At 58.7% G+C, this 12,808-nt stretch carries 12 protein-coding genes; 9 read left to right on the top strand and 3 right to left on the bottom strand.

Annotation, left to right across the window (positions count from 1 at the left end):
- Nucleotides 1-62: 62 nt before the first annotated feature.
- On the top strand, nucleotides 63-2,252 hold the full coding sequence (locus ACR0JX_RS09560; protein ID WP_480543753.1) for a response regulator: 2,190 nt from the start codon (nucleotides 63-65) through the stop codon (nucleotides 2,250-2,252).
- A gap of 83 nt (nucleotides 2,253-2,335) precedes the next feature.
- Here the strand turns inward: ACR0JX_RS09560 and yaaA are convergent, their stop codons facing one another.
- The 3 genes from yaaA to ACR0JX_RS09545 all read right to left on the bottom strand — a co-directional run bounded on the left by yaaA (nucleotide 2,336) and on the right by ACR0JX_RS09545 (nucleotide 5,645).
- Nucleotides 2,336-3,106, bottom strand: a complete 771-nt coding sequence (gene yaaA / locus ACR0JX_RS09555) for a peroxide stress protein YaaA (protein ID WP_480543472.1) — start codon at nucleotides 3,104-3,106, stop codon at nucleotides 2,336-2,338.
- Nucleotides 3,107-3,239: 133 nt separating this feature from the next.
- Nucleotides 3,240-5,279 carry a DNA helicase RecQ gene (gene recQ, locus ACR0JX_RS09550; RefSeq protein WP_480543470.1) on the bottom strand — a complete coding sequence of 680 codons (2,040 nt, stop codon included), beginning with the start codon at nucleotides 5,277-5,279 and terminating at the stop codon, nucleotides 3,240-3,242.
- A gap of 78 nt (nucleotides 5,280-5,357) precedes the next feature.
- Nucleotides 5,358-5,645: a YggT family protein gene (locus ACR0JX_RS09545; protein WP_170533946.1), complete on the bottom strand. Its 288-nt coding sequence runs from the start codon at nucleotides 5,643-5,645 to the stop codon at nucleotides 5,358-5,360.
- A gap of 130 nt (nucleotides 5,646-5,775) precedes the next feature.
- On the opposite strand from ACR0JX_RS09545, the gene ACR0JX_RS09540 reads away from it, so the two are divergent.
- The 8 genes from ACR0JX_RS09540 (at nucleotide 5,776) to ACR0JX_RS09505 (ending at nucleotide 12,709) form a co-directional block, all read left to right on the top strand.
- Nucleotides 5,776-7,143: an MFS transporter gene (locus tag ACR0JX_RS09540; RefSeq protein WP_480543468.1), complete on the top strand. Its 1,368-nt coding sequence runs from the start codon at nucleotides 5,776-5,778 to the stop codon at nucleotides 7,141-7,143.
- The gene (gene mepA / locus ACR0JX_RS09535; protein ID WP_480543466.1) at nucleotides 7,140-8,003 is read left to right on the top strand and encodes a penicillin-insensitive murein endopeptidase; all 864 of its coding nucleotides are present in this window, start codon (nucleotides 7,140-7,142) and stop codon (nucleotides 8,001-8,003) included. The genes ACR0JX_RS09540 and mepA overlap by 4 nt, the downstream gene beginning before the upstream one ends.
- Nucleotides 7,976-8,860 (top strand): esterase-like activity of phytase family protein, encoded by an 885-nt coding sequence (locus ACR0JX_RS09530; RefSeq protein WP_480543464.1) that lies wholly within the window; start codon nucleotides 7,976-7,978, stop codon nucleotides 8,858-8,860. Before mepA ends, ACR0JX_RS09530 begins: the two co-directional genes overlap by 28 nt.
- Nucleotides 8,861-8,951: 91 nt before the next feature.
- On the top strand, nucleotides 8,952-9,599 hold the full coding sequence (locus ACR0JX_RS09525) for a queuosine precursor transporter (RefSeq protein ID WP_480543463.1): 648 nt from the start codon (nucleotides 8,952-8,954) through the stop codon (nucleotides 9,597-9,599).
- Between the two features lie 263 nt (nucleotides 9,600-9,862).
- Nucleotides 9,863-10,282 (top strand): alternative ribosome rescue aminoacyl-tRNA hydrolase ArfB, encoded by a 420-nt coding sequence (gene arfB, locus ACR0JX_RS09520; protein ID WP_480543461.1) that lies wholly within the window; start codon nucleotides 9,863-9,865, stop codon nucleotides 10,280-10,282.
- Nucleotides 10,283-10,342: 60 nt separating this feature from the next.
- A complete protein-coding gene (locus ACR0JX_RS09515; RefSeq protein ID WP_480543459.1) occupies nucleotides 10,343-11,089 on the top strand; it encodes an SDR family oxidoreductase in 747 nt (248 codons plus the stop codon).
- A gap of 81 nt (nucleotides 11,090-11,170) precedes the next feature.
- On the top strand, nucleotides 11,171-12,175 hold the full coding sequence (locus ACR0JX_RS09510) for a P1 family peptidase (protein WP_480543457.1): 1,005 nt from the start codon (nucleotides 11,171-11,173) through the stop codon (nucleotides 12,173-12,175).
- A 120-nt stretch (nucleotides 12,176-12,295) separates the two neighbouring features.
- Nucleotides 12,296-12,709: a c-type cytochrome gene (locus tag ACR0JX_RS09505; protein WP_480543455.1), complete on the top strand. Its 414-nt coding sequence runs from the start codon at nucleotides 12,296-12,298 to the stop codon at nucleotides 12,707-12,709.
- The last annotated feature ends 99 nt before the right edge of the window (nucleotides 12,710-12,808 follow it).

The raw sequence follows: 12,808 nt of genomic DNA, 5'->3' as shown, positions 1-12,808 counted from the left end.
GCTTAAACACTTTTTCACCGGTTGGCGGGATGCTGCGCATGGAACGAACGGGATCGAACGCAATGAGTCTTGCACAGAAGCTGGCACAAGAACGACGCGCGCGCCTTGCGGCCGAGCGGATGCTGGAACTGAAACAGGCGGAATTGTCCTCGGCCAATCGCAAGTTGGGTCGCCACGCCATGGCCCTGACCAAGCGCATTGGCGAAACCCAGGCCGAGGTTGAGACGGTCCGGGACGAGAATGAAAAGGTCAAATCCGACCTGACGGTCGCCAATGCCAAGATCGAAGTGGCTGAACGGCGCTTGTGGCATTCGATCCAGACCATTCAGGACGGGTTTGCCTTTTTTGATGGCGACAGCCGGCTAATCAGTGCCAATACCTCCTATCTGAGCGTGTTCGAAGGGTTGGATGAGGTCACGCCGGGTATCTCATACATGCGTATTCTGGAGCTGCTGACCAGCGAAGGGATTGTGGATATTGGTCGGGAAAGCGCAACCGAATGGTGTTCCCGTATGCAAAGGCGTTGGACGCGTTCCAACCCTCCGCCCGAGGTGGTCCAGCTGTGGAACGGCCAGTACATCCGCCTGATCGACCAACGCGGCAGCGGGGGCGATGTGGTGAGCCTGGCGCTGAACATCACCGCCTCGGTACGGCATGAGGCCGAGTTGCAGGCCGCCCGCGACAGGGCCGAAGCTGCGAACCGCGCCAAATCGGCTTTCCTTGCGAATATGAGCCATGAGATTCGCACGCCGATGAACGGTATCGTTGGCATGACCGAGCTGCTCTCCGAGACGCCGATGGACGAAGAACAACGCCTTTACGTCAATACGATCCGCAACTCAGGTGAGGCTTTGCTGGTCATCATCAACGACGTTCTGGATTACTCGAAAATCGAAGCCGATAAGCTGATCCTGCATCCTGAACAGTTCGATCTGGAACGTTGTATTCTTGAGGTTGCGATGCTGTTGCAGCCCAGCGTGCGCGACAAAGGCCTGACCCTGCTGGTGGATTATGACCTGTTCCTGCCCACGCTTTTTGTCGGTGATCCGGGGCGGGTGCGGCAAGTGCTGACCAACCTGGTGGGCAATGCAGTCAAGTTCACGACCGAAGGGCATGTGCTGATCCGCGTCACCGGCGTGCCCCATCCCGATCAGCAGCACTGCGACATCCACATTGCGATCGAGGATACCGGGATCGGGATCGAAGCCGACAAAATCGGGCATATTTTTGGAGAGTTCAATCAGGTCGAAGACGAACGCAACCGCCAGTTTGAGGGCACAGGTCTGGGTCTAGCCATCACCAAACGTCTGATCACGATGATGGGCGGCACGGTCTGGGTAGAAAGTGAGCTGGGGCAGGGCTCGTGCTTTGGGTTCCGTATCTCTCTGCCTACAGCGGAAGGTCCGCAACCCGTGCCGCCTGATCTGGACGGGCGTCTGAAGAATGTCATGGTGGTCGAAGATCTGGCTGTGAACCGAGCGATCCTTGAAAAACAACTCAGCCGGATGGGCGCTGAGGTCACGGTCTGCGCATCGGGCAGCGAAGCCCTGTCAAAACTGGATGCATCGATTGATCTGATCCTCTGCGATCACGATCTACCCGATATGGACGGGCTGGAACTGGCAACAACGCTGAAAGATCGCGGCTGGGCCGATGTGCCTCTGGTGATCATGTCCGCCAATCCGGGTGTCATCCACGCCAATCCCGCGCGGAAGTTGATCGATGGCGTTCTGCAAAAACCCATCCCTCGCTCCGAGCTCTATAACCGCCTGATCGCGCTAGGCAGTTCTGTGCTCAGCCCCGAACCTGCTGATGATTCTGAGCCTGAGGTACGCGTCGAAGGGGACAGGCTGATGCGCGTATTGGCAGCCGAGGATAATCGCACCAATCAACTGATCCTTAAAAAGATGGTGAAAGACCTGAACATCGAACTGCGCTTTGCCGGAAACGGGATTGAGGCGGTCGGGGCCCATCAAGACTTTGCCCCCGATCTGATCTTTATGGATATTTCGATGCCAAAGATGGATGGCAAACAGGCCACCGCCGAGATTCGCAGGCAAGAGATTGAAACCGGGCAGCACATTCCCATCGTAGCCCTGACCGCCCATGCCATGGCAGGAGATGATCAAAGTATCCTGTCAGCCGGACTTGATCACTACCTGACCAAACCGCTTCATAAAAAGCTGATCCATCAAATGATCCTGGATCACCGCCCCGACGGCACTGCTCCTATCAAACCTGAAACGGATTGAAATGGCCGCGCCTTCTTTTGTCCAAAAAAAACCTCGGGGAGCGCGAGGGGCTGGCCCCGCGCTCCAACCGCTTGCCCTGCCCATCAGGCTTGATAGGGCCGTACAAATACCGGTTTGTTAGCTTCTGACAAATCAGGGCGGTATGCATAGCCGCCGCTGTCAAATTCCAGCAACGCGTGCGGATCGGTCAGGCGGTTTTGAACAATGTACCGCGCCATTGCACCGCGGGCTTTCTTGGCAAAAAAGCTCACGATCTTGGGGCTGCCCGCCTTGTCTTCCATAAAGACCGGCGTGATCACACGCAGTTTCAGGGCCTTCAAGTCCACTGCGCCAAAATATTCCTGACTGGCGCAATTCACCAAAACATCGCTGCCAACCTCTTCGGCCTGCGCATTCAGCGCCTTGCTCAGTTGGTCGCGCCAATACTCATACAGGTTTTTACCACGGCGGGTCTTCAGCTTGCTGCCCATCTCCAACCGATAGGGTTGAATTGCGTCCAAGGGGCGCAACACGCCATAAAGGCCGGACAGAATGCGCAGGTGATCCTGCGCCCAGGCCATCTCATCCGCATCCAGTGACGCAGCTTCAAGCCCCTGATAGGTGTCGCCAGCAAACGCCAGCGCGGCGGGGCGGGTGGTGTCAGCCTCAGGCGCGTCGGCAAAGGCGCGATAGCGGTCGCGGTTCAGACGCGCCAGATCATCACTGAGGTCCATCAGCTTTTTCAGATCGCCAAGGGTTAGGTTGCGGGTGGTTTTTGACAGTCGGATTGCGTCGTCCTGAAAATCGGGTGACGTGACCTCAACATCCCGCTCTGCCCAGTCCAGCCGCTTGGCCGGGGAAATCACTACCAGCATATCCGCCCTCTTTCCTTGCCTGTCCTGCGGTATCTAGGTCGTTTTGCGTTTTACCAAAAGAGCTTTTGTCGAAAGGCGCGGTCGACCGCAGGGAGAGGCATCGTCTTTTGACACCATTGCGACGCGAAACGACCTAACCTGCATCTCGCAGCACGTCCAGAAAGGCCACACCAAACCTTTCGTGACGGCGGTCGCCCAGCACCTGTTCGATCCCGCGCGGATCATCCGGGCGTAGCTGCGCCACCTTCGCCAGTTGCGAGGCAGAGCAAGTCAGTGGTTTGTCGATTCCATCCGGACCACGTGACAACTGGGACTGTACCTCTAGCAAACGGTCATAAATCTCACCCTGATCTCGGCCCGCCAATTTGCGGCGCGCGGGGTGAACTGCAGCGGCCTCGCCCGCGATTACCTCAAGAAACGTGTCGCCATAGCGTTCCAGCTTCTTCGCACCGACCCCGCCAATCCGGGCCATATCATCCAGCGTCATCGGGCGCTTTTCGGCCATTTCGATCAGGGTTCGATCCGGGAAGATGACATAAGCCGGAACACGAGCGGATTCCGCCAAGGCCCGGCGTTTGGCTTTGAGCGCGCTCAGCAATGGCGCGTCTTCCTCGGACACCATCGCCTTGACCGCAGGGCGGCGCGTGGCCTTGCGGATCGTGTCTTTGCGCAGATCAATCTGCGCCTCGCCCTTCAGGATTGGTTTCGCTGCCTCGGTCATACGCAGCGCGCCGTGGCGTTCGGGGTCGGGGCGCACCAGATCATGCCCCATCATCTGCCGGAAGATCGCTTGCCATTGCGGTCGGGACCAGTCCTTGCCGATCCCCCAAGTGGACAACGTGTCATGGCGGCGGGCGAGGGTTTTGTCAGTTTCATTGCCCAAAAGAATGTCGATCAGATGGCCTGAGCCGAACCATTCCTCGGTGCGCAAGATCGCAGATAGGGCCATGCGCACCGGTGTGGTGCCATCGAAAACCTCGGGCGGGGTATCGCACAGATCGCATTTGCCGCAGGCTTCGGCCTGTTCTCCGAAATAGCCCAACAGGGTCTGACGGCGGCATTTCAAGGCTTCGGCAAGCCCGAGCAAAGCGTTCAGCCGCGCGTGATCAGCCATGCGTCGTTCAGGCGGGGCCAGCCCTTCATCGATCTGCGACCGGCGCAGGCGTATGTCGTCGGGGCCGAACAACGTGAGCGTTTCGGCCGGGCCACCATCGCGGCCTGCGCGTCCGATCTCCTGATAGTAGGCTTCGATGGATTTGGGCAGGTCTGCATGGGCCACCCAGCGGATATCGGGCTTGTCGATGCCCATGCCAAAGGCCACGGTGGCCACCACGATCAGACCATCCTCGCGGGCAAAGCGTGTTTCGACGATGCGGCGGTCTTCAGGGTCCATGCCGCCATGATAATGACAGGCGATGTGCCCTTCCGCGCGCAGGGCTTGCGCCAGCACCTCTGTCTTATTGCGGGTGCCGCAATAGACGATGCCCGATTGCCCTTTGCGCGCGGCAGCAAAATCGAGGATCTGTTTGCGGGGCCCGTCCTTTGCGGCAAAGGCCAGATGGATATTGGGCCGATCGAAACCACGCAGGAACTTGCGCGGCGCGGTCCCGTCGAACAGCTTTTCGACGATCTCGTCCTGCGTTTCTGCATCCGCTGTGGCGGTGAACGCGGCCAGAGGCACGTTCAGGGCGCGGCGCAGCTCTCCGATCCGCAGATAGTCGGGCCGGAAATCGTGACCCCACTGGCTGACGCAATGCGCCTCATCCACGGCGATCAAGCTGACATTAATCCGACGCAGCATCCCCAAAGCGGACCCGGCCGCCAGACGTTCCGGCGCCATGTAGAGGAGTTTCAACCGACCGGCCTCCAACGCCTCCCACACCGCATCAGTTTCTTCTGGGGTGTTGCCCGAGGTCAGAGCGCCTGCCTCAACCCCTGCTTCCTGCAACCCGCGCACCTGATCGCGCATCAGGGCGATCAGAGGAGAGATCACCACCGTCACCCCGTCGCGCAGCAGGGCAGGCAGTTGGAAGCATAGGGATTTCCCGCCGCCCGTCGGCATGATCGCCAACACGTTTTCGCCAGCGGTCACGGCATCGACGATCTCCTCCTGCCCGGGGCGGAAGGCGTCGAATCCAAAGACATCTCGCAGCAAGGGTGCGGAGTCGAACATCTGCGGGGTGGCCCTGTTTTAAGATTTATCTGCTCTTAAGACAGGACAATCACATACTAAGATTCGGTGAACAAGAGGTCAGTAGAAGAACGCGGCATTGTTGGCCAAGATGATGCGTAGGGAAAAAACACCAAGCAGCACGATCAACGGCGCCAAGTCCAACCCGCCCATTGGTGGCAACAGGCGTCGAATTGGCGCGTAGATCGGTTCGAGCAAGCGGTTCAGGCCGTACCAGATCTGCGCAACAAGTTGTTGGTGAAGATTAAGCACCTGAAAGTTGATCAGCCAGCTCATGATCACATGGGCGATCACAATGAACCAGACAACGCTCAGCAACATTTGCAAGATTTGGTATAGAGACTGCATCGGGCACTCCGTTCTTTCACCGGCTGAGACGTAAGCGCCCCGGCGTCAAAGAGCAAGTCTGCGCCAACTGAAAGCTTGCGAAATGGGTGAAACGCCCGTCTTATGACGTCAAAGAACAACAGGGGCAGAGATGGCAGAGATTTCCAGGCGCAGGCGCATTTGGGGCTGGTGGTTCTTTGATTGGGCCAGTCAGCCCTATCACACTTTGTTGGTGACCTTTGTTTTCGGTCCGTATTTCGCCGGGGTGGCGGCTGGCTACTATTCGGGCACGGGTTTGGATGCTGAAGCCGCCGCTGCGCAGGCACAAACCGTCTGGGCGAATTGCCTGACCATCACCGGATTGATCATCGCCTTTGGTGCCCCATTACTGGGGGCAATGGCAGATGTGTCGGGGCGGCGGATTCCTTGGATTTTCGGCTTTTCGGTGATGTATGCGGTGGGTTCGGCGGCGCTGTGGTACACAATGCCCGACGGGTCGAACATGTGGCTGATGCTGTCGGCTTTTGGCCTTGGTTTCGTGGGCGCGGAATATGCGCTGATCTTCATCAACTCTCAGCTGCCCGATCTGGGGAACGATAATGAAGTGGGTGAGATTTCGGGTTCGGGCTTTGCGTTTGGCTATTTCGGCGGGCTGATCTCACTGGCGATCATGCTGGCGCTGTTTGTGGAACAACCCAACGGCAAGACATTGATCGGGATGGACCCGCTGTTCGGGCTGGATGCGGCACAACAAGAGGGCACACGCTTTGTCGGGCCGTTTACGGCTGGTTGGTTCATGTTGTTCATGGTGCCGTATTTCCTGTGGGTCCGCGATGATGCGCCTGCGGACAAAAAGGGCAGTATGGGTGAGGCGCTGAGCTTGCTTGCCAAATCCATTTCGAACCTGCGTCATCGCCTGAGTCTGGCCAGCTATCTGGGCTCGTCCATGTTCTACCGCGACGCGCTGAACGGGCTGTACAGCTTTGGCGGCGTCTATGCCCGCTTGGTGCTGGAATGGGATCTGATCAAGATTGGCGTGTTTGGGATTGTCAGCGTCCTGGCCTCGGCGATCTTTGCGTGGATCGGCGGCAAGATGGATAAGAAGTATGGCCCAAAGCCGGTTATCCTTGTGGCGATCTGGGTTCTGATCTTTGTCTGTGTGACCGTTGTGTCGATGGACCGAACGCAGGTTTATGGCATTTCGTTGCCCGAAGGATCAGGCCTGCCGGATATGGTCTTCTTTGGTTGTGGAATCCTGATTGGCGGGATGGGTGGTATCCTGCAATCGGCTAGCCGGTCGATGATGGTGCGCCATACCGATCCTAAAACCCCGGTCGAAAGCTTTGGGTTGTATGGTCTGTCGGGCCGCGCCACGGCCTTTGCCGCACCCCTTCTGATCGGGATTGCAACAACTGTGACCGGCAGTGCACGTCTGGGGGTGTCACCCATCATTCTGTTGTTTATTCTGGGTCTCATACTGATGCGCTGGGTGAAACCGGAAGGGGATCAGAGCAGATGATATTACGACGTTTTTTAATCGCTTTGGCCGCACTTGCACTGGCAAGCACGGCGACGGCCGAACCTTTGGCGAAACAGCTGTTTGGGGCGAAACGGGTTAACTCACAGCAAAAACCAGCCGCATTCGGCAGTTATTCGCGCGGATGCGCGGCTGGATCGGTGCAATTGCCCGAAACCGGGCCGACATGGCAGGCCATGCGCCTGTCGCGCAACCGAAACTGGGGGCATCCTGTTGCGATAGACTATGTGCAGGACCTCAGCCGGTTTGCCGCAAAGCAACCGGGGTGGAATGGCCTTTATGTCGGGGATATCAGCCAGCCAAGGGGCGGGCCGATGACATCGGGTCATCGGTCTCATCAACTGGGTCTGGATATCGATATCTGGATGCTGCCAGGGGGCGATATGCGCCTGAGCCGCAAAGCACGCGAAAATCTCTCATCCATTTCCCTGCGCCGCTCGAACGGGGCGTTCGTGAACAACAACTGGACGAAACAACACCACGCTGTGCTGCGCGCAGCAGCGAAAGACAAGCGCGTGGCGCGGATTTTTGTCTTCCCCGGGGCCAAGGTTCAGATGTGCAAGGATGAGAAAGGCAACCGTGCTTACCTGCGCAAGATCAGGCCTTGGTGGGGGCATCACTATCATTTCCACGTGCGCCTGAACTGTCCCAGAGGGTCAAAAGGCTGCGTCAATCAGGACCCTATCCCCAAAGGTGATGGCTGCGCTCAGGCGCAGGAATGGGTGAACAACATTCTCAACCCGCCACCGCCCGATCCGAATGCGCCTGCCCCCAAGAAACGCCGGGAATATGTTCTGGCCGATTTGCCCAAGCAATGCGCCGCCGTTTTGTCGTCAAACTGATTGCTGCATCTCTGTGTGCCGGGTCGGTCTGGGCGGTTGAGGTCAAAACCGCCGCCCAGCTTGGCAGTTATGTCTGGAGGGACAACGCCGCGTGGTTCGGTGGATTCTCGGCGATCCATGTGTCTGACATGGGGCGCCATCTGACGGTTCTCAGCGACCGGGCGACCTTGATAACTGCGCGGGTCGACCGCGACGGGGATCAGATCTCAGGCATTCGCATTCTGGGTCATTGGCCGGTCTTATCCAGTACCGGGCGCATCATGCTGGGCTATGCTGGCGATTCCGAAGGGATCGCGATGGCCCCGGATGGTGGTTTCTACATCTCTTTCGAAGGTGTGCACCGGGTCGCCTACTATCCGGCACCGGGGACAAATGCCCGAGTCTTGCCGCGCCCCAAGGCCTTTGATGATTTGGAGCGGAATGGATCGTTCGAAGGGCTGGCGATCGACGACACCGGCCGCCTGTATACGCTCACTGAAAAGAGCCGCACAATAGATGGTGATATCCCGGTCTATCGCTGGGATGGTCAGGTCTGGTCGACGCCTTTCGTGCTGCCGCAACGTGGTCAGTTCCAACCTGTTGCAGCCGATTTCGGCCCCGATGGCCGGTTCTATGTGCTAGAGCGGACGGCCTCCATTACCGGGTTTCGGTCGCGACTGCGGCGGTGGGATGTCTCTGACGATACCCCGGAAGCAGAGGAAATCCTGTTCGAGACCAGCAAAGGCGCGCATGACAATCTGGAGGGCCTATCCGTCTGGCGCGACGTTCAGGGGAGACTGCGCGCCACGATGATCTCGGACGATAATTTTCTGGCGCTGCAACAGACCGAACTGGTCGAATATCTACTGCCCGATTGACAGGTGCAGGGCAAAGGTCTAAACGCACGGCTTGCCTTGGGATGAACCCTTGGCCAAGTCGCCGCTACCTTGTCAAAACGGGCATCTAAAAATGCAACGCTCTTATATTCCCGGCATTATTGCCATGGCCGCCATTGTTGTGGCCTCGAACATTCTGGTCCAGTTCCTGATCCTTGACGGATTGCTGACCTGGGGTGCTTTCACCTATCCGCTGGCCTTCCTGGTCACTGACATCATGAACCGCGTCTATGGCGTGGGCCCGGCCCGCAAGGTCGTGTTCGCCGGGTTTGTCACCGGTATCATCTGCTCACTGATCGGCAGCCAGATCATGCTGCAGGGTGATGGGTTCACCTATGCCGCCGTGCCGCTGCGGATTGCGGTCGCGTCCGGTACCGCCTTCTTGATCGCGCAGTTGACTGATGTGACCATCTTCAATTCGCTGCGCGGTGGCCGCTGGTGGCGTGCTCCGCTGGTCTCGACACTTGTCGGATCGGCGCTGGACACGGCGATCTTCTTTACGCTGGCCTTCTCGGCCTCGGTCAGCTTCTTCGGCGCCAATGCCGATGCCGCGATCAACTGGGCGTGGGAGCCTGTGCCCTTCATGCTGTCCGGACCGATGGCTCCGCTCTGGGTTACGCTGGCTTTCGCGGATTGGTTGGTAAAGCTGTCACTGGCCCTGATTGCCTTGATCCCGTTCAAGGTGATCGTCGCCCGTCTGACCGCCGCACAGCCTGCCTAAAAAAGTGCTTTGAGAATGGCGCATCTTGTGTCAGGCTCAAAGTTAACCGCAACAGATAGAAAAGGAGGTGATCCAGTGTCAAGAAAGAGATTGGAGAGAGGTGTCGGAACAACCGGGGGGATCGCCTGCTAGGGCAGCCCTTGGCGGAGCGCTCGCTCCGGCTGGTCGATTGATCTAACCGACCCAACCTCCTGAACTTTCGAAGGGCCGTCCCACCGGGGCGGCCCTTTCTGTTTTCCCTGACGCCTTGTAAGGTCCGCCCCATGTTGCGCATCACCGACGATATCATCCTACAGGATTGGGAAATGACCGAGAGCTTCGTCCGCTCCTCCGGTCCCGGCGGGCAGAACGTCAACAAGGTCTCGTCTGCAGTTGAGCTGCGGTTCGAAGCCGCGCGTTCACCGTCACTGCCTGAGCCGGTGAAGAATCGCCTGAAACGGCTGGCCGGGCGGCGCTGGACTAAAGATGGGGCGATCATCATTCAATGTGAGGAAACCCGTTCTCAGGCCCGCAATCGCGAAATTGCGCGTAACCGATTGGCTGAGTTGATCTCAAGGGCGCTGGTCAAACCCAAGCGGCGGATTGCGACCAAGCCTACCTATGGTTCGGTCAAACGCCGTCTGGCCGCGAAAAAGGCCCGTGGCGACGTCAAGGCGCTGCGCGGGAAAGTATCTGAAGATTGATCTGGTATCTTGCCGACCCGTTGATACTCTGACCCGCATAAGCGGCAGGAGGGTAACACCATGAGGCTGGAGGGGAAAACGGCAATCGTAACCGGCGGTGCGTCCGGGTTCGGGGCCGGGATCGTACAGACGTTTCTGGCCGAGGGCGCGCGCGTGATGATCGCTGACATCAACGGCGACGCGGCGCAGGATCTGGCGGCCCAACTGGGTTCTAGCGCCATGGCGCAGCAAGTGGATGTCAGCGACGGCGCGTCGGTTCAGGCGATGGCCGGCGCGGTCGAGGCCGCCTATGGGCAGCTCGACATTCTGGTCAACAACGCTGGCGTCACCCATCTGCCCACCCCGCTGGAAGACGTCAGCGAAGAAGATTTTGATCGCGTCTTCAACGTGAACATGAAGTCCGTTTACCTGACTGCCCGCGCCTTTGTCCCGGCGATGAAAGCGCGCGGCGCGGGGGCGATCCTAAACGTCGCCTCAACCGCCGGGCTGTCGCCGCGCCCCAATCTGAACTGGTACAACGCCTCTAAGGGCTGGATGATCACCGCGACGAAAACCATGGCGGTCGAGCTGGCCCCCTCCGGCGTGCGGGTCAACGCCATCTGCCCGGTTGCGGGGGAAACGCCGCTGCTGAAATCCTTCATGGGCGAAGACACGCCCGAGATTCGAGCTAAGTTCCTCTCGACCATCCCGCTCGGTCGCTTCTCAACCCCTCAGGACATGGCCAATGCCGCCCTGTTCCTCTGCTCGGACGAGGCCAGCATGATCACCGGTACAGCGCTCGAGGTCGACGGTGGCCGCTGCATCTGATCCGCTCTTCTTCGGTTCGAAAATACCTCCGCCGGAGGCAGCGCGCGCGAGCGTGCTTTCGGCCCAACACAAAAGGCGAAAATGACCCCCGGACCCCGAAACCTGATCACCGATGTCCCCGGCCTGAAGGTCGGCAATGCGCAGGATGCGGATCTTAAATCCGGCACAACCGTCTTTACGGCGAACGCGCCATTCACTGCTTCGGTTCACGTAATGGGCGGCGCGCCCGGAACACGCGAGACCGATCTTCTGGCCCCCGATAAATCGGTCGCCCATGTCGACGCGATCGCCCTGTCTGGCGGATCAGCCTTTGGGCTGGACGCATGTTCGGGCGTATCAGATGCGCTAAGGGCGCAAGGCCGTGGATATCCGGTCGGCAAAACCAAGGTCACAATCGTCCCCGGCGCGATCCTTTTTGATCTTTTGAATGGCGGCAACAAAGACTGGTCCGAAAACCCCTACCGCGCATTGGGGCGGCGCGCTTTTGAGGCGGCCAGCGAAGACTTCGCGCTCGGAACCGCTGGTGCGGGAACCGGTGCCTTGGCTGCGATGCAGAAGGGCGGGTTGGGCTCGGCTTCAGCAGTGCTAGACACAGGGATCACGGTGGGCGCGCTTGTTGCGGCCAATCCGATGGGGAGCGTTACAACCCCTGGCGACCGGCATTTCTGGGCGGCACCATTCGAACAAGGGAAAGAATTCGGCGGTTTAGGCTCTGATCCGCGCGCCGGTTTGGGTCAGCCGGATGCGAGCCGCAAGGCCAGCGCAATGCGGGCCGATCCCGAGAAATCAAATACCACAATCGCCATTGTTGCCACCGATGCGGCCTTGTCAAAATCTCAATGTTACAGGCTGGCCGTAGCCGCGCATGATGGTATCGCGCGCGCGGTTTTGCCTGCCCACACACCGGGGGATGGCGATTTGGTCTTTGGCGTCAGTACAGGTGAGGTGCAGTTGGCCAATGATACCGAACTTGGAATGATCGGCCATGCGGCTTCGCTCTGTCTGGCGCGGGCTATCGCACGCGCGATCTACCTCGCCTCACCCGCACCCGGCGACCTGCTACCGTGCTGGTCACAGCTCAGATAAACCGGATAGGCCCGGCGTTTTGCCACAGCGTCACAGCCCCACGCGCGGCAATCTGCGCGTTGACTCATTGGCGCTCCAAAGCTCCTGTTAGGCCAGCCACGTAAATCTGGAGCAAAGACAATGAATCGTTTCCTCGCCACCACAATCGTCAGCCTGCTTGCCCTACCTGTTTACGCAGAAGGGGATGCAGAGGCGGGCAAGAAAGCCTTCAACAGATGCAAATCCTGCCACATGATCGCCGACCCTGCGGGTGATGTGATTGTAAAAGGCGGTAAAACCGGACCGAACCTTTACGGAATTGCGGGTCGGACTGCTGGGACTTTGGAAGGGTTTAAATATGGCGACAGTATCGTGGCCGCTGGCGAGAACGGGCTTGTCTGGGACGAAGAAACCTTTGTCGCCTATTCTCAAGATCCCAGAGCCTTCCTCAAAGAATACCTTGATGACACTGCGGCCAAGTCAAAGATGAGCTTCAAACTGAAATCCGGTGGCGAGGATGTCTATGCCTATATCCTCAGCGTATCAGGCGAATAAGCTTTCAGATGACCCAATGACATATCGAAAAGCCGCTTCACCTGCGGCTTTTCGTAAGGTTGATAATCCGACCGATCATTGCCATTTTGTCCCAACGCG

The organism is Ruegeria sp. AH7, from assembly GCF_056541325.1.
This window is presented reverse-complemented; position numbering and strand designations above follow the sequence as displayed.